Origin of the sequence: Marivita sp. (assembly GCF_048006345.1) — a bacterium.
In the GTDB taxonomy this organism is placed as follows: Bacteria; Pseudomonadota; Alphaproteobacteria; order Rhodobacterales; family Rhodobacteraceae; genus Marivita.
In genome coordinates, this window is sequence record NZ_CP180351.1 from 2429295 (window position 1) to 2446432 (window position 17138).

Sequence of the window (17138 nt, forward strand, 5' to 3'; positions counted from 1 at the left end):
CAGATTGTCGCAGGGAGGGCACGAGATGGGTTGGATGCGGGATGAAACGGGCCTTGAAAAGCGCACCGCGAATTATGTGCCACTGACGCCCCTGTCGCATCTACAGCGCGCCGCAGAGGTCTTCCCCGACACGATTGCCGTCGTGCATGGCGCGCATCGCAAGACCTACCGCGAATATCATGAGCGTGTGACCCGGCTGGCCTCGGCGCTTGTTTCCATGGGGGTGAAACCGGGTGACGTGGTGGCGACGATCCTGCCCAACATCCCCGCACAGGCCGAGGCGCATTTTGGCGTGCCCGCCTGTGGTGCTGTTCTCAATACCATCAACACGCGTCTGGATGTGGACACGATTTCCTACATCCTCGACCATGGCGAGGCGAAGGTTGTCCTGTGTGACCCGCAGTTCATGCCCGTGCTGGCCAACGCCATAGAACAGATGGAGGGTCCCGCACCCAACGTGATCGAAGTGGCCGATCCGCATGAAGGCGTGAGCGCGGCGAGCGATTATCCCGAGTACGAAGACGTGCTGGCTGGGGGAGACCCGGATTTCAAATGGATCATGCCAGAAGACGAATGGGAGAGCCTCGCGCTCAACTACACCTCTGGCACCACGGGGCGGCCCAAGGGCGTGGTCTACCACCATCGTGGCGCGTATCTGATGACGATGGGCACGGCGGTCAGTTGGGAAATGGCGCTGCGGCCCAAGTATCTGACCATCGTGCCTTTATTCCACTGCAACGGCTGGAACCACACATGGATGATGCCGATGCTGGGCGGGACGGTTGTCTGCTGTCGCGATATCAGCGCCAAGGCGATCTACAATGCGATTGCCGATGAAGGCGTGACCCATTTCGGCGGTGCGCCCATCGTTCTGAACATGATCGTCAACTCGGACCCTGCGGATCGTCGGGAATTTGACCATCTGGTCAAAGTTTACACCGCCGGCGCGCCCCCTGCCCCGGCAACTCTGGCCAAGATCGGTGATCTGGGCTTTCACGTGATGCAGGTCTACGGGCTGACCGAAACTTATGGCCATGTCACCGAATGCGTCTGGAATGGCGATGCGTGGGATGGGTTGGAACAGGACGCAAAGTCGGCCATCAAGGCGCGTCAGGGTGTGGCCTTCCCGATGATGGAGAAGATCGACGTGCTGGATGACACCGGAACCCCTGTGCCGCGCGATGGCAAGACCCAGGGCGAAATCGTCATTCGCGGCAATGCGGTGATGAAGGGATACCTGAAGAATCCCAAGGCCACGGACGAGGCCTTTGAAGGCGGGCATTTCCATTCCGGCGACATCGCCGTGATGCACCCGGACAATTACTGCCAGATTGCGGATCGCGCGAAGGACATCATCATCTCGGGCGGCGAGAACATCTCTTCGGTCGAGGTCGAAGGCTGCCTGATGGCGCATGATGCGGTGCTGCTCTGTGCCGTGGTCGCCAAGCCGGACGAGAAATGGGGCGAAGTGCCTTGCGCCTTTGTGGAGCTGAAAGGCAACCACAGCGCCACCGAGGAAGAACTGATCGCCTTTGCGCGCACCAAATTGGCCGGGTTCAAGACACCCAAGAAGGTGGTGTTCGAGGAGTTGCCGAAAACGTCGACCGGCAAGATCCAGAAGTTCCAGTTGCGGGAGCGGGCCAAGGCGCTTTGAGTCAGCGGTCTTCGCTTACTGGATATAGCGCATAAGCTCGGCCGCCCGCGCGCGGCCCAGTTCCACCTTGCAGGCATTGATCGCGATCCCCGTGCCCGAGCCGCCGCCAAAGGTTGCACCCACATAATCGCATTGAGCATCGCGATACGCCAGCCACGCGGCCTGCGCGGCGTCGAGCGCGGGCACCGTGACCACACGGCCAGTGATCCCGTCCAGTTCTGCCGCGGAGGACTTTGCAAACCCCAGATAAATCTCGATGGTTGCGTCCACCCGCGCAAGCGTGTCGGCCACGCAATTGCCGATCTCGACCTGGCTGCTGCCGCCGCATTCGGTGGCCGGGTCCGCGAGGGCAGATCCCGCGCTCCAGAGCACAAGGCACGCGACGAATGTGAATGGCTTCATGGCAGAACCTCCGGTCATGCTGGATCGACGGAACCAATCTCGTCTATCGACACCATAAAACCGTGTAACTTTTCCCGAAAGCAATAACTCTGCTCAAGCCTGCATCTGCGGCGATGGCGGGCCAAGGCATTGCAACCAACCACTGTCCAAGATGGCATACCTCGTGCAAGCGCGGGGGAAGCCCCTGCCGCATTGCGCGAAAGGCCACACGGGTGTACCCTAACCCATAATCAACGAGGCAGAGCAGCCCGCATGACCGCGCTGAAGGAATTTCAACGGCTGGAGGCCGAAGGTGTCTGGCGTGCAACGCCGGCCGACCAGCGCAAGGATGTGATCGTGTCCTTGGGCGATGCCTCACTGACGATCCTTGATTTGCGGGAAAACGTGCTGGCGCATTGGTCAGTTGCTGCCGTGGCGAGGGCAAACAAGGGGCAGATGCCCGCGATCTATCATCCTGACGGCGATCCGGGCGAAACGCTCGAATTCGGCGAGAACAGTGCGCAAATGATCGAAGCGATAGAGCGCATCCGAACCGCCATCGACCGGACGCGCCCAAAACCGGGAAAGCTTCGGTTCTGGATGACGGGGCTGATCGCGGCATCGGTGATCGCAGGGATCGTCTTCTGGCTGCCCGATGCTCTATTGCGGCATACCGTTCAAGTGGTGCCTGCGGTTAAGCGGGTCGAGATCGGGGATGCCCTTTTGGCCCGGATCATGCGGATTTCCGGGCAGGCCTGCATGACGCGGGATGCCCGCGAACCGTTGCGGCGGCTGGCCTCACGCGTGTTGGGACCGGCACAGCGAGGTGCCTTGGTGGTGCTGCCCGGTGGCGTGGCCGAGACGGCACATCTTCCGGGCGGACGCATCCTGCTGAACCGGGCTCTGATCGAAGACCCGGAAGAACCGGATGTGACGGCGGGCTATGTCCTGACCGAACGGCTGCGCGCGCTGACGCAAGACCCGCTGGAGGAAATGCTGATCGAGACGGGTCTCTGGTCGAGCCTGCGTTTGTTGACGACAGGCGAGATGGCAGATGCGGATCTCGACCGATACAGCGAATACCTCTTGGCGCGAACGCCCGCCAAACTGTCGAACGATGTGATCATCGCTGGTTTCGAAATGGCGAACCTGCGCACGACACCATATGCCTATGCCGTTGATATCACGGGAGAAACGACCCTTCAATTGATCGAGGCCGATCCGATGTCAGGCAAAGAGACGCGCCCCGTCCTTAGCGATGCGGATTGGTTGCGCCTGCAAGGGATCTGCGGCGAATGATCAGTGGCCAAGCCCCTTGCCGCGCCCGACGATGACCGGTTCCTTGATCTTCTGGTCCTTGGTCAACAGCTGCCGTGGCACGGTGTTGCTCCAGACCTCTTGCGTCGCGCGATAGCCCTGCCGGGTCATGTGCGCGCGATGCGGATTGAGGCGGTCATCCTCCCACGCCGGTTTGTAGCCCTTGGGCACTTTGGGCAACGTGTGACCCTGAGCGTCGTAGACATGCTTGGGCACGATCCGCTCTTCATAGACGCGGGGTTGGGGCTGGCTGTATTTCTGCGCTTGGACAGTCCGGTTTGAAACCATCGGCACGGCTCGTTGTGGGGTGATGATGCGCTGCGGGGTGATGATGACCGGCTGTGCTTCAGCCACGACAACCGGCGCGGGCGCTGAACGGACGAGGCTCGGGGTCTGACCGCAGATCGGTTGCCGGTTTTGACTTACGCGGGGCACCCAGTTGACCGCGCCATCGACGCCTGCGCGGACATAGACGCAGCCCCGGCTGTCGACATATTGCCGGGCGTCATAGCTGGCGGGAGGCACTTCGGCAGGTGGCGTGACCTGCAAGCCCTGAGCCGATACGGAAATCGTTGAAACGAGAAGCGCGGCCAGGGTGGCCGCAGCTTTGATACGGTACACAATCATTTGTCTGTCCCCACAGATGTGCAGGAAGACTGCCCGTCAGGTGATTGGGTGTAAAGGGCTATTTCGTCCCGAACATCCGGTCGCCCGCATCGCCCAGACCCGGCACGATGTAGCCCAGTTCGTTGAGGTGCGAATCCAGCGCGGCGGTGACGATCGGCACGTCAGGGTGCGCCTCTTTCATGCGGGCCACACCTTCGGGCGCGGCGAGCAGGCAGAGGAAGATGATGTTCTTGGCACCGGCATTCTTGACGAGGTCGATAGCGGCGGCAGAGCTGTTGCCGGTGGCGAGCATGGGATCGACGACAATCGTAATCCGGTCTTCGAGTTGCGCGGGGACCTTGAAGTAATACTGCACCGGTTTGAGCGTTTCCTCGTCACGGTAGAGACCGACAAAGCCGACCCGCGCGGCGGGGATCAGTTCAAGAATACCGTCCAGCAACCCGTTGCCCGCCCGCAGGATCGAGATCAGCGCGAGCTTCTTGCCGTCTATCACCGGGGCGTCCATTTCGCAGAGCGGGGTTTCGATTTTCTTGGTGGTGAGCGGCAGGTTTCGCGTGACCTCGTAGGCCAGCAAGTGGCTGATTTCACGCAGCAATTGACGGAACGATTTGGTCGAAGTGTCCTTTTCGCGCATCAGGCTCAGTTTGTGCTGAACAAGCGGGTGGTCAACGATGGTCAGATGTTGGGTCATGTGCGCTCCAGTCGTTTCAGGACACGGGTGCGCGTGTCCTCGTCGCAGAAGGCCGCGCGGGCGGCGGTGTCGTTCAGTTCGGAAAATACATCTTCGTCCCAGCGGAAGGTGCGGGCAAGATTGACATATTCGTCACGCATCGTGGTGTGGAAGAACGGCGGATCGTCGGTGGAGACCGTGACCTTCACCCCACGTTTGCGCAGTTTTTCAATCGGGTGTGCAGCAAGGCTCGGGTAAACTTCGAGGTTCACGTTGGAACCCGGGCAAACTTCGAGGGTAATCTCGTTCTCCACAAGTTTGTCCACAAGCGCCAGATCGTTGATCGCGTGAACACCGTGGCCGATGCGTTCGACCTTGAGATCGTCCACCGCGTCGCGCACCGATTGCGCGCCGCCCCATTCCCCGGCATGGGCCGTCAGGCGCAACCCGGCTTCGCGTGCCATATCAAAGCTGTAGGCGAAGTCCCTGGGTTTACCCTTCATTTCATCACCGGCGATGCCGAAGCCGACAATCCAGTCGCCTGCTGTTTCTGCCGCACACAGCGCCGAGGCCTTGGCCTTTTCCGGGCCAAAATGGCGGATGCAGGTGATGATGCCGCGCAGGATGATGCCATGGTCGCGTTCGGCCTCGTCGGCGGCGTCCTTGATCGCGTGCAGGTATTCGCGCCATGCGCCCACGTCGCTGCCGCCACAGAAATCTGGTGACAGGAAGGTTTCGGAATAGACCACGTCGTTTGCGGCGCTTTCTTCAAGCACGGCTTTGGTCAGGCGGGCGTAATCCTCGGGCGATTTGAGCACGCTTGTGGCGGCTTCATACACGCTGAGGAAATGGACGAAATCCCGGAAGGCGTAACTGCCATCGGGTTTGAACACGCCGTCGAGATTGACGGATTTTTCTTTCGCCAACCCTTTGATGAACGCAGGTGGGGCCGCGCCTTCGTGGTGCAGATGCAGTTCGACCTTGGGCAGGCGCATGATGCGATCAAGCTGTTCTTCGTCCATCGGACGGCTCAGACGCTCGCGTTCTTCTTCATCCATCACAGGAAACTCCGCCCCGATCCTTTTGCCGCGACACCCAGATGTTGGGCGATGCTGGCCGCCACGTCGACGAACCCGACATGCCCAATCTCGCCCTCGCCTGTCCCGGCGACGAGAACTGGTACCCGTTCGCGGGTGTGGTCCGTGCCGGTCCATGTGGGGTCGTTGCCATGATCCGCCGTGATGAGCAACAGGTCATCGGGTTTCAGCTTTGGCAGCAGTTTGGCCAGCTCGGCATCAAACCATTCCAACGCGCGGGCATAACCGGACACGTCGCGGCGGTGGCCATATTTGCTGTCGAATTCGACGAAGTTTGCAAAGATCAGTGCACCTTCGGGGGCGGTGTCGATCTGTTGCGCGAGGTGCTGCATCAGTTGCGCATCCGATCCTTTGTGTACCGTGTCGATGCCCGCCATCGAGAAGATGTCGCCGATTTTTCCAATGCCGATGACCGCTTGCCCGGCGTCCTGCACCCAGTTTGTGAGCACGGGTTCGGGCGGTGCGATCGCATAGTCGCGCCGGTTGGTGGTGCGTTCAAAGCTGCCCTCTTGCCCAACAAAGGGCCGTGCGATCACGCGACCGATGCGGCGCTCATGGCACATCGGCGCGAGGTCGTGGCAAAGCTTCAACAGTCGATCGAGGCCAAACGCCTCTTCATGCGCGGCGATCTGGAGCACGCTGTCGGCAGAGGTATAGCAGATCGGCTTGCCTGTTCTGAGGTGCTCTGCGCCGAAGGTTTCGATCACCCTCACACCATTGCTGTGGCAATTGCCGAGGATGCCGTCGGTGCCAGCGAGGTCGCAGATGCGTTGGGTGATGTCGTCTGGAAAGGACGGGATGGTGTCTGGGAGATAGGTCCAATCCCACGGCACAGGCAGGCCCGCGAGTTCCCAGTGACCCGAGGGGGTATCCTTGCCCTTGGACAGCTCGGTTGCAGCGCCCCAGCGGCCTGTGGGTCTTTCGGTGAGGTTCGGAGCGGCCTCTCCGCTGGCCAGTTCGACAGCGCGGCCAAGACCCAGAGCGTCGAGCGTCGGCAGGTGCAACGGGCCTGTGCGACCTTGTTCTGCCTGTCCCGCCGCGCAGGCTTGGGCGATATGGAGAAGCGTGTTTGCCCCGGTGTCAGGGACAGTGCCGTTGAAGAACTGGTCGGCGTCCGGCGCACCGCCGATTCCGACGGAATCCATCACCACAAGGAACGCACGGCTCATGTGATGTGCTCCAGCACCAACTTGGGCGGTGAGGCCGTACCGTCACCCAAGGTAATTGCGGCGCGAACGGCCAGTTCGGCCTCATCTGCCTGGCTTTCCCGTGCGGCGTGGATGCGGACAAGCGGATGGCCTTTCGTCACCCGGTCCCCGATAGAGACCACATCGCTGAGCCCAACAGAGGGATTGACCACATCCGTTTCCACTTGGCGTCCCCCGCCCAGCGCAACAACGGTCAGGCCCAAGGCTTCGCCGTCGATGGTGGTGACGGTGCCGGATGTGGTGGCAGTGACTTCACGGATCACGGGGGCTTCAGGAAGGAAACGGACCCAGTCTTGGACAAAATGCACCGGGCCACCCATCGCGTAGACCATGGCTCCAAATTTCTCGGCGGCGGCGCCACTGGCGATGGCTTGAGCGATCTTTTTGGTGCCATCGCCGATCCCGGCTTGTTCGAGCAACGCGCCGCCCAAAGCGACGGTCAGGTCCAGCAATCGGCCAGAAGCCGCCCCGGTCAGAACGCGCATCACGTCGATCACTTCGAGCGCGTTGCCAAGGCTGGAGGCCAAGGGTTGCGACATGTCGGTGATGAGGGCCGAGGTCGGGCAGCCGGTGGCGTTGGCCGTATCGACCAAGGCACGGGCCAAAGCGCGGGCGTCGTCCTGCGATTTCATGAACGCGCCCGAGCCGCATTTCACGTCGAGCACCAAGCCTTCGAGACCTGCAGCGAGTTTCTTGGACAGGATCGACGCGGTGATCAGATCGAGGCTTTCCACAGTCGCGGTCACATCGCGGATCGCATAAAGCCGCTTGTCCGCAGGGGCGATGTCTGCGCTGGCGCTGACAATGGCGCAGCCGACTTTGGACACGACCTGGCGGAACTGGTCCTCGGTCAGGGTGGTTCGGAAGCCGGGGATCGATTCGAGTTTGTCGAGCGTGCCGCCCGTATGACCAAGGCCCCGGCCTGAAATCATCGGGACGTAGACGCCGCAGGCTGCCAGCGCAGGTGCCAGGATCAGGCTGACGCAATCGCCCACCCCACCGGTCGAGTGTTTATCGAGCACGGGCGCGTCGAGATCCCACCGCAACACCTTACCACTGTCGCGCATGGCGGCGGTCAGGGCTGCGCGGCCCGTATCCCCCAATCCGTTCAGGCACACGCCCATGGCAAATGCCCCAGCCTGCGCATCGCTGACTGATCCATCTGCCAGCCCTTGCGCGAACCAAGCCAGCGCAGCGGCGTCAGGTGTCCCCCCTTTGCGCAGGGTGGCGATGATGGCCCTTGCATCCATCAGGTGCGGTCCATGTGCCCTGCGTCGAACGCGCCCGGCAGCAGGTCTCCGACTGTGGTCTTGAATTCGGAACCATCGGTGGTGGCCAGCGTCACTGCCACATCGCGTGCTGCGAATTCGGACAGTTTTTGGCGGCACCCGCCACATGGAGGTACTGGCTCTGGACTGTCGGCGATCACATACGCCTCGACGATCCTGTGCGCCCCCGAGGCGATCATCGCGGCAATGGCTCCGGCCTCGGCACAGGTGCCTTCGGGATAGGCCACATTCTCGACATTGCAGCCGACATAGACGCGGCCATCATCGGCCAGGAGCGCTGCACCAACCTTGAAATTCGAATAGGGCGCGTATGCGTTTTCCCGAACTGCCCGCGCCGCCTCTTTCAGTTCCATCGTGACCCCGCTCCCGATTTCAGACCCACATGATTGCGGGGGCACGCGCCTGATTGCAAGGGCTCGTGGGAACCGGAAACGCAGCGTTCGCGTTTTCTCTTCGACACAGTAGGTGACCATGCCCATTCAGAACAGTGTGAGCCTTGATCCGGCAGTCGGACTTGGCCCCGACTCCGAAGAGGAAATGACCGAACAGCAGGCGATCAAGCTGCGTGAACTGGCCAGCGCAGCAGATGAACCGTTCGATGGCAGCCTGACCCGGAGACAGGCAGAGCGGCGCATCGCGCATCTTGAAGAATACTTGAAATGAGTTTCTTGCCGCATGGGTAACTGGCGCTCTTTCCCTCCGCTCGCAAAAGGTTTAACCCTAAACCAAATTTGAGCGGGACGGGATTCATGTCGGACAACACCAACGAAACGCTGCGTCAGGCGGCCCTTTTTTACCACGAACATCCCAAGCCCGGTAAGCTTGAAATCCGCGCCACCAAGCCATTGGCGAATGGCCGTGATCTGGCCCGCGCCTATAGTCCCGGCGTGGCCGAAGCCTGTCTTGAGATCAAGGCCGACCCGACCAATGCTGCGCGTTATACCGCGAGGGGCAATCTTGTGGCGGTCGTGTCGAACGGTACGGCGGTGCTTGGTCTGGGCAATATCGGCGCTTTGGCGTCCAAGCCGGTGATGGAAGGAAAGGCGGTTCTGTTCAAGAAATTCGCCAATATCGACTGCTTCGACATCGAAGTAAACGAGAGCGATCCTGAAAAGCTGGCCGATATTGTCTGTGCGCTGGAGCCGACCTTCGGTGCGATCAACCTAGAAGACATCAAGGCGCCGGATTGTTTCATCGTCGAAAAGCTGTGTCGCGAGCGGATGAATATCCCCGTTTTCCACGACGACCAGCACGGAACGGCGATTGTGGTGGGCGCTGCTGCCACAAACGCATTGCACGTGGCTGGCAAGGCGTTCGAGGACATCAAGATCGTCTCTACCGGCGGTGGGGCTGCGGGCATTGCCTGTCTCAACATGCTGGTGAAGCTGGGGGTGAAGCGCGAGAACATCTGGCTCTGCGATATTCATGGATTGGTCTTTGAAGGCCGGGCCGAGGATATGAACCCTCAAAAAGCGGCGTTTGCCCAGAAGAGCGACCTGCGCACGCTGGATGACGTGGTCGACGGGGCGGATTTGTTCCTCGGGCTGAGCGGACCGAAAGTTCTGAAGCCTGAAATGGTGGCCCGCATGGCCGAGCGCCCGATCATCTTTGCGCTGGCCAATCCAACGCCTGAGATCCTGCCCGACGAGGTGCGCGAGGTTGCACCGGGTGCCATCATGGCGACCGGGCGCAGCGATTTTCCCAACCAGGTCAATAACGTGCTCTGCTTCCCGTTCATCTTCCGCGGCGCATTGGATGTCGGCGCGACCGAGATCAACGACGCGATGCAGATCGCCTGTGTCGAAGGGATCGCCAAGCTGGCGCGGGCGACCACAAGCGCCGAGGCGGCAGCGGCCTATCGCGGCGAGCAACTGACTTTTGGTGCGGATTACCTGATCCCGAAACCTTTTGACCCGCGCCTCTCCGGCGTGGTGTCGACCGCCGTGGCGCAGGCGGCGATGGAGTCGGGTGTGGCCCTGCGCCCGGTCGAGGACCTCAAGGCTTACAAAGCCAAGCTGGATGCCAGCGTCTATAAATCCGCGATGCTCATGCGCCCGGTGTTCGAGGCGGCGGCCACGGGTGCGCGCAGGATCGTCTTTGCCGAGGGCGAGGATGAGCGGGTATTGCGGGCGGCGCAGGCCATACTCGAGGAAACGACGGAAACGCCGATTCTGATCGGACGTCCCGACGTTATCGCGTCGCGCTGCGAACGGTTGGGGCTGGAGATCAGGCCGGAGCGGGATTTCACGCTGGTGAACCCGGAGAACGACCCGCGCTACCGCGATTACTGGGAAACCTATCACAAGATCATGGCGCGGCGCGGTGTGACGCCGGATCTGGCCCGCGCGATCATGCGCACCAACACGACCGCGATCGGCGCAGTCATGGTGCATCGCGATGAGGCCGACAGTCTGATCTGCGGCACGTTCGGCGAATTCCGCTGGCATTTGAACTATGTCACGCAGGTGCTTGGGTCGGAAACGCTGTCACCGCATGGCGCGCTGAGCATGATGATCCTTGAAGACGGGCCGCTCTTCATCGCGGACACCCATGTGCGGTCGCGACCCACTCCGGCAGAGTTGGCCCAGACTGCCATCGGCGCCGCGCGGCATGTGCGGCGGTTCGGGCTGACGCCGAACATCGCGTTCTGCTCGCAGTCCCAGTTCGGCAATCAGGAGGAAGGCTCTGGTCAGCGGCTGCGCGAGGCAATCGCGCTTCTTGATTCCCAGCCGAGGGACTTCTGCTACGAGGGCGAGATGAACGTGGATGCGGCGCTTGACCCCGAATTGCGCGAGCGTCTGTTGCCGGGCAACCGGATGCAGGGGGTCGCCAACGTTCTGATCTTCGGTCATGCCGACGCGGCGTCTGCGGTGCGCAACATCCTCAAGATGCGCGCAGGCGGGCTGGAAGTTGGGCCGATCCTGATGGGCATGGGCAACCGCGCGCATGTGGTCACACCGGGGATCACGGCACGCGGTTTGTTGAACATGGCCGCGATCGCGGGCACGCCGGTAGCTCGGTACGGGTGACCATGCGACCGCGCATCGCGGGTTTGGGTTGACTTAAACCCCTAGGTCAACCCGTCGAGAAACGCCTCAGCTTCTGAGAGGATCGTCCGTTTGCGGTCCTCATCCATCCGTTTCCAGTTGGCGTAGATCGTGCTCATCCTTTGGTTCTTGCTGAACTTTTCAGAGTGGCGGTCAAGAAACGCCCAGTAAAGCAAGTTAAACGGACAAGCGTCTTTCCCGGTTTTGTCGTTCACCTTGTAGCGGCAGGATTTGCAATAATCCGACATCCGGTTGATGTAAGCCCCTGACGACACATAGGGTTTGGACGCGATGATCCCGTCATCGGCGAACTGACTCATGCCAATCACGTTGGGCGCTTCGACCCATTCGAACGCGTCGATATAGACGCGCAGATACCACTCATGCACCTCGTGAGGATTGATGCCCGCCAGCAGCGCGAAGTTGCCCGTGACCATCAGGCGCTGGATGTGGTGGGCATAAGCCTCGTCCGCCGTCTGGGTGATTGCCTTTGACAGGCAGTTCATCTTGGTGTCGCCGGTCCAGAAGAAGTCCGGCAGTTTGCGCTGGTGGTTCAAGGCATTGCGGCGGGTGTAGTCGGGGCCTTCGCGGAAATAGATGCCACGCACATATTCGCGCCAGCCAATGATCTGGCGGATGAACCCTTCCACGGCATTCAGCGGCGCGTGACCGTCCTTGTACGCGTCTTCAGCCGCCTTGCAGACCTCCATTGGGTCAAGCAGCCCGACATTCAGATAGGGCGAGATCGTCGCGTGGTAGAGGAAGCGATTGTCGTTCATCATCGCGTCCTGAAAATCGCCAAAGCGCGGCAGGGCGTACGTGATGAAATGCGCCAGCGCGCGGCGGGCCTGTCCCTGATCAGTGGCGAACCAGAAGGGGCGTAGCGTGCCAAAAGAGTTGCCGAAGCGCGACTCGACGAGATCGAGCACCTCTTCTACTGTTTCATCCGGAGTGAACTGCATAGGGCCAGAAAACGCGATGTCGTCTGGTGCCGGTTTGCGGTTCTCGGAATCGTAGTTCCACTTGCCGCCCTCAGGGTCGTCGCCATCCATCAAGAGGCCGGTCTTGCGGCGCATGTCGCGGTAGAAATACTCCATCCGCAGGGCTTTGCGACCCTCGGCCCATGTGTCGAACTCCTCCTGCGTGCTGACGAACCGCGTGTCGGGTTTCATCGTCAGCTTGAGAGGCATGTCCTCAAGCGCCTCGATCAGACGCCATTCGCCGGGTTGAGTGGCGATCACCTCGGATGCGCCGGTATCTTCGGCACGGCGGAGCAATTCGCCGGGGATGCTGCCCGCGTTTTCGGTGTCGTCAAGCTGCGTGTATCGCACATCCCAGCCATCATCGCGCAGGCGAGCGGCGAATTTGCGCATGGCGGCGAAGATGAAGGCGATCTTCTTGGGGTGATGCTGCACATAGGTGGCCTCTTCGGCGACCTCGGCCATCACCACCACGTCTGACGCCTTGTCAGCCGCTTCGAGAGCAGAGAGCGTGTCAGTCAGTTGATCCCCAAGGACCAGAACAAGGCACGTCACCACGGCACCTCTTTGCCCTGCCAGTCGAAGAACTTGCCGGTATCCTGGGGTGTCAGCCCCTCCAGCACAGACAGCAGGTTCGCCGCCGCTTGGTACGCGGGTACGGATGGGTTTTGCCCAACGTATTTCTCGGTGAATTTCGTCTCGACCGTACCGGGGTGCAGCGCGACGCAGATCAGGTCCTTATGGGTGCGGGCCAGCTCTATGGCGCCGCTGTGGATCATCTGGTTCAGGGCTGCCTTGGCGGTGCGGTAGCTGTACCAGCCGCCCAATCGGTTGTCCCCGATTGAGCCAACGCGCGCCGAGAGTGCCGCGAAGACCGACCGCCCCTTCCGGGGCAACAGCCGCATCGCATGTTTCAGAACAAGCGACGGTCCGACCGTGTTCAGCTTGAACTGGTCGATCATCGCATCAGCCGTCACATGTCGCAGTGTTTTTTCCGGCTCTGCCCCCCCGATCTCCAACGCGCCCGTGGCGACAAAGACGAGGTCGAAGGGTCCCGTCAGCGCTCCGAGCGCCGCCGCAACGCTGGTTTCGTCGGTGACGTCCAGCCCATCGCGGCTGCGCGACAGGCCGGTGACTGCAATGCCCCGCGCGGTCAGCGCGTTTGACAGCGCCGTGCCAATGCCGCCGCTTGATCCGATGATGAGTGCTGTTTCCATGACCCCGCCACCTAGGGTGACGGATCAGTCGGTCAACCGTGTCAGATCAGGCCGCGCCAGCGCAGGACGACGATGAAAAGCGTGATGGCGGCGAGAAAGTTGAATGCCATGCTGCCCATCACGGACAGTGCGATGCCTTTGCGACGGTCCGCAACATCAATCGCCTTGAGATGTGTGGCAGCGCGGTCATAGGCGCTTTTGGTCGCATTGGGGTCAAGGCGGATCGCGAGTTTCGGATTGCGCGCCATCTGTTCCGCCTCGGCCACGATCTTGATGTCGTGGCACACCCCGGAGGGCAGCATCCGACCAGCCTTTGCCGCGCGTTTGGCCAGCGAGCCCCGTTTCAAGCCAAGACGCTTCGCCAAAAGAGAGCGCAATGCGTCGGCGTTGGATTTGATCATCTCTGCGTGTTCCATCAAAAAAACATACGCCTCCAGCCCCTTTTTCTCAATACGAATATGGCGCTATATGCGGCCCAAATGCTGAACACACTGTTTACAGAATCGACCGGCCACGCACGCCCGATTGTCATCGTTCACGGGCTTTATGGGTCGGGACGCAACTGGGGTGTGATCGCCAAACGCCTGTCTGACCGGGGTCCGGTCATCGCCGTGGACCAGCGCAATCATGGCGACAGCTTTTGGTCTGACAGTCACTCCTATCCCGATATGGCCGCCGATCTGGCAGAGGTGATCGCCAGTCTGGGTGGCCCTGTGGATGTGGTCGGGCACTCGATGGGCGGCAAGGCGGCGATGGTTCTGGCGCTGACACGGCCCGAGCTGGTGGAGCAGCTGATCGTGGCCGATATCGCGCCGGTGGGCTACTCCCACTCCCAAATCCAGTTCATCGAAGCAATGCGGGCCGTGGACTTGTCGAAGGTCGAAAAGAGGTCGGACGCGTCCGAGCAACTGGCCGCCCATGTCGACGACCCGACGCTTCAGGCGTTCTTTACCCAATCGCTCGACGTGAAGGCCAAACGCTGGAAACTGAACCTTGATGCTCTGGCGGCGGAAATGCCGAAGATCCTTGGCTTTCCCGAAATAGACGGCGCGTTCGACAAACCGACGCTGTTCATGTCCGGCGCGCTCTCGAACTACGTGACAGCCGAGGCACGGCCCACGATCAAGCGCCTGTTTCCGATAGCACGCTTTGCCAAGATCCCCGGTGCAGGGCATTGGCTGCACGCCGAGAAACCGCGCGAATTCGAAGCGTCGGTCAGAGCATTTCTCGACCGGGATCAGTAACCGCGGCAGGATTGTTCGGAGCGGGCGGCGAAGGCTTTGTACCGTTCCCAGAACGCGTCATCCGATGGCGATTGCGACATCCAGGTGTCATGCGCCCTCTGCGGATCTGCAAAGAACCGCGACGCCTTGCGCTGGTCGGCCCCGGACAGCGATTGGTTGGCGACGGTCTGGATGCAGCCGCAAAGTTGCGGGTTGCGCGCCCGGCGATCAGAGGAGAGGCAGGCACGGCTGATCGGACCGCTCGAGAACCGTGTGACCATGCCGCTGTCGTTGCGGTCATACCGGTTACCACCGCATCCGGCGACCAACGCCGTAACCATTATCGCTGCCAAGACTCTCATTGCGCCTGTTCTCTTTATGTCTACGGCCATGCCTTGGGTCTTCTGCCCAGTATGCTGACCGTCTGCCTGCGGGAAACATGCCTGAAATGTGACCTGTTTTCAAATCACCTTTTGTCAAGCGATGCGCCACTGTCACGCCACCTTGACCAGACCCCAAAACCGCATCATATCCCGCGCATGACAGAGCTTTCGCACATCCGCAATTTCTCAATTGTTGCCCATATCGACCACGGGAAATCCACCCTGGCCGACCGGCTGATCCAATCCACCAATACGGTGTCGGAACGGGACATGAAGGAACAGCTTCTTGACTCGATGGATATCGAGCGGGAACGCGGCATCACGATCAAGGCCAACACGGTTCGGATCGAATACAAGGCCGAGGATGGCGAGGTCTATATCCTCAACCTGATCGACACGCCCGGCCACGTGGACTTTGCCTACGAGGTCAGCCGCTCCATGCGCGCGGTCGAAGGATCGCTGCTGGTGGTCGACGCCACGCAGGGCGTGGAAGCGCAGACGCTGGCCAATGTTTACACCGCGATTGACGCCGATCATGAGATCGTGCCGGTGCTGAACAAGATCGACCTGCCCGCGTCGGAACCCGCGCGCGTGAAGGAACAGATCGAGGATGTGATCGGCATCGACGCCTCCGAGGCGTTGGAGATTTCCGCCAAGACCGGCGTGGGCATTCCTGCTGTTCTGGAAGCCATCGTCAAACGCCTGCCCCCGCCCCACGAAGGCGATGCGACCAAGCCGCTCAAGGCGATGCTGGTGGACAGCAAATACGACCCCTATCTCGGCGTTGTGGTCATCGTGCGGGTCATCGACGGGGTCCTGAAAAAGGGCCAGAGCATCCGGATGATGAAAACCGGCGGCACTTATGATATCGACCGGATCGGCGTCTACCGCCCCGCGATGCAGGAGGTCAAAGAGCTTGGCCCCGGCGAGATCGGCTACATCACCGCACAGATCAAACAGGTCAGCGACACCCGTGTGGGCGACACGATCACCACCGAGAAAAAGGGGTGCGAGACCCCCCTGCCGGGCTTCAAACCGTCGATCCCGGTGGTCTTCTGTGGCCTGTTCCCGGTGGACGCCAACGATTTCGAAGACATGCGCGACGCGATGGAGAAGCTGGCGCTGAACGACGCGTCCTTCACCTTCGAAATGGAAACCTCGGCCGCACTTGGCTTTGGCTTCCGCTGTGGGTTCCTTGGTCTGCTGCACCTCGAAGTGGTGCGCGACCGTCTGGAGCGTGAGTACGACATCGACCTGATCACCACGGCCCCGTCGGTGATCTATCACGTCTACACCAAGGACGGCGGGATGCAGGAGTTGCACAACCCCGCCGACATGCCCGACCCGTCCACAATCGACCATATCGAAGAGCCGCGCATCAAGGCGTCGATCCTTGTGCCGGATGAGTATCTGGGCGATGTTCTCAAGCTCTGCCAGGACCGTCGCGGCCTGCAGCTTGACCTCACCTATGTCGGCAGCCGTGCGATGGTGGTCTATGACCTGCCGCTGAACGAGGTGGTATTCGACTTCTACGACCGCCTGAAATCAGTGACCAAGGGCTATGCCAGCTTTGACTACCAGTTGATCGGCTACCGCGAGGACAACCTCGTGAAGATGCAGATCCTCGTGAATGACGAACCTGTGGATGCCTTGTCGATGATGGTGCACCGCGACCGCGCTGAAACGCGGGGCCGCGCCATGTGCGAAAAGCTCAAGGACCTGATCCCGCGCCACATGTTCAAGATCCCGATCCAGGCCGCCATCGGCGGCAAGGTGATCGCCCGCGAAACCCTGTCTGCCCTGCGCAAGGACGTGACCGCCAAGTGTTATGGCGGCGACGCGACCCGGAAGAAGAAGCTTCTGGAAAAGCAGAAGGCGGGCAAGAAGAAGATGCGCCAGTTCGGCAAGGTCGAGATCCCGCAGGAAGCGTTCATCTCGGCGTTGAAGATGGATGGGTGAGAAGACAAGCTTACAAATCTGCTATTCTCGCTCAAATACCTTTAGAGACGTCCATCGTCCCATTTAGGGCGTCAATACGCGTGAAG

General features: G+C 61.0%; 17 protein-coding genes. 6 read left to right on the forward strand and 11 right to left on the reverse strand.

The features are described from left to right. The first annotated feature begins 25 nt into the window (after window positions 1-25). Window positions 26-1654, forward strand: a complete 1629-nt coding sequence (locus ACMVPR_RS11925; protein ID WP_416883062.1) for an AMP-binding protein — start codon at window positions 26-28, stop codon at window positions 1652-1654. A gap of 15 nt (window positions 1655-1669) precedes the next feature. On the opposite strand, the gene ACMVPR_RS11930 is transcribed toward ACMVPR_RS11925, so the two are convergent. Further along, entirely contained in the window at window positions 1670-2056 is a 387-nt protein-coding gene (locus ACMVPR_RS11930; protein ID WP_416883063.1) for a lysozyme inhibitor LprI family protein, read from the reverse strand. 252 nt (window positions 2057-2308) lie between these two features. Here ACMVPR_RS11930 and ACMVPR_RS11935 point away from each other — a divergent pair, with 252 nt between their 5' ends. Further along, window positions 2309-3334 (forward strand): hypothetical protein, encoded by a 1026-nt coding sequence (locus ACMVPR_RS11935; protein WP_416883064.1) that lies wholly within the window; start codon window positions 2309-2311, stop codon window positions 3332-3334. Here ACMVPR_RS11935 and ACMVPR_RS11940 read toward each other — a convergent pair whose 3' ends face one another. From ACMVPR_RS11940 to ACMVPR_RS11965, 6 genes are all read right to left on the reverse strand, one after another. Further along, window positions 3335-3979 carry a hypothetical protein gene (locus ACMVPR_RS11940; RefSeq protein ID WP_416883065.1) on the reverse strand — a complete coding sequence of 215 codons (645 nt, stop codon included), beginning with the start codon at window positions 3977-3979 and terminating at the stop codon, window positions 3335-3337. Window positions 3980-4037: 58 nt separating this feature from the next. Beyond that, window positions 4038-4670: a uracil phosphoribosyltransferase gene (upp, locus tag ACMVPR_RS11945; RefSeq protein WP_292269705.1), complete on the reverse strand. Its 633-nt coding sequence runs from the start codon at window positions 4668-4670 to the stop codon at window positions 4038-4040. Next, the gene (locus tag ACMVPR_RS11950; protein ID WP_416884654.1) at window positions 4667-5644 is read right to left on the reverse strand and encodes an adenosine deaminase; all 978 of its coding nucleotides are present in this window, start codon (window positions 5642-5644) and stop codon (window positions 4667-4669) included. The genes upp and ACMVPR_RS11950 overlap by 4 nt, the downstream gene beginning before the upstream one ends. Before the next feature lie 62 nt (window positions 5645-5706). Beyond that, complete coding sequence (locus tag ACMVPR_RS11955; protein ID WP_416883066.1) at window positions 5707-6915, reverse strand: phosphopentomutase; 1209 nt, start codon at window positions 6913-6915, stop codon at window positions 5707-5709. Next, complete coding sequence (locus ACMVPR_RS11960) at window positions 6912-8204, reverse strand: thymidine phosphorylase (RefSeq protein ID WP_416883067.1); 1293 nt, start codon at window positions 8202-8204, stop codon at window positions 6912-6914. Before ACMVPR_RS11960 ends, ACMVPR_RS11955 begins: the two co-directional genes overlap by 4 nt. After that, entirely contained in the window at window positions 8204-8596 is a 393-nt protein-coding gene (locus tag ACMVPR_RS11965; protein ID WP_300584971.1) for a cytidine deaminase, read from the reverse strand. Before ACMVPR_RS11965 ends, ACMVPR_RS11960 begins: the two co-directional genes overlap by 1 nt. A 118-nt stretch (window positions 8597-8714) precedes the next feature. Here ACMVPR_RS11965 and ACMVPR_RS11970 point away from each other — a divergent pair, with 118 nt between their 5' ends. Both ACMVPR_RS11970 and ACMVPR_RS11975 read left to right on the forward strand, forming a co-directional pair. Next, window positions 8715-8906 carry a DUF3072 domain-containing protein gene (locus tag ACMVPR_RS11970; protein ID WP_416883068.1) on the forward strand — a complete coding sequence of 64 codons (192 nt, stop codon included), beginning with the start codon at window positions 8715-8717 and terminating at the stop codon, window positions 8904-8906. Between the two features lie 86 nt (window positions 8907-8992). Then, complete coding sequence (locus tag ACMVPR_RS11975; RefSeq protein ID WP_416883069.1) at window positions 8993-11272, forward strand: NADP-dependent malic enzyme; 2280 nt, start codon at window positions 8993-8995, stop codon at window positions 11270-11272. Between the two features lie 41 nt (window positions 11273-11313). On the opposite strand, the gene ACMVPR_RS11980 is transcribed toward ACMVPR_RS11975, so the two are convergent. From ACMVPR_RS11980 to ACMVPR_RS11990, 3 genes are read right to left on the reverse strand one after another with little or no spacing between them, the layout of a single operon-like run. Further along, window positions 11314-12828, reverse strand: a complete 1515-nt coding sequence (locus ACMVPR_RS11980) for a cryptochrome/photolyase family protein (RefSeq protein WP_416883070.1) — start codon at window positions 12826-12828, stop codon at window positions 11314-11316. Continuing rightward, entirely contained in the window at window positions 12822-13487 is a 666-nt protein-coding gene (locus ACMVPR_RS11985; protein WP_416883071.1) for an SDR family NAD(P)-dependent oxidoreductase, read from the reverse strand. Before ACMVPR_RS11985 ends, ACMVPR_RS11980 begins: the two co-directional genes overlap by 7 nt. 41 nt (window positions 13488-13528) lie before the next feature. Beyond that, complete coding sequence (locus ACMVPR_RS11990; RefSeq protein WP_300584966.1) at window positions 13529-13903, reverse strand: hypothetical protein; 375 nt, start codon at window positions 13901-13903, stop codon at window positions 13529-13531. A gap of 63 nt (window positions 13904-13966) precedes the next feature. Between ACMVPR_RS11990 and ACMVPR_RS11995 the strand changes: the two genes are divergently transcribed. Further along, a complete protein-coding gene (locus tag ACMVPR_RS11995) occupies window positions 13967-14731 on the forward strand; it encodes an alpha/beta fold hydrolase (protein WP_416883072.1) in 765 nt (254 codons plus the stop codon). Here ACMVPR_RS11995 and ACMVPR_RS12000 read toward each other — a convergent pair. After that, the gene (locus ACMVPR_RS12000; RefSeq protein WP_416883073.1) at window positions 14725-15072 is read right to left on the reverse strand and encodes a hypothetical protein; all 348 of its coding nucleotides are present in this window, start codon (window positions 15070-15072) and stop codon (window positions 14725-14727) included. The genes ACMVPR_RS11995 and ACMVPR_RS12000 overlap by 7 nt on opposite strands. A gap of 177 nt (window positions 15073-15249) precedes the next feature. On the opposite strand from ACMVPR_RS12000, the gene lepA reads away from it, so the two are divergent. Then, on the forward strand, window positions 15250-17052 hold the full coding sequence (gene lepA, locus ACMVPR_RS12005; RefSeq protein ID WP_416883074.1) for a translation elongation factor 4: 1803 nt from the start codon (window positions 15250-15252) through the stop codon (window positions 17050-17052). Window positions 17053-17138 lie beyond the last annotated feature (86 nt).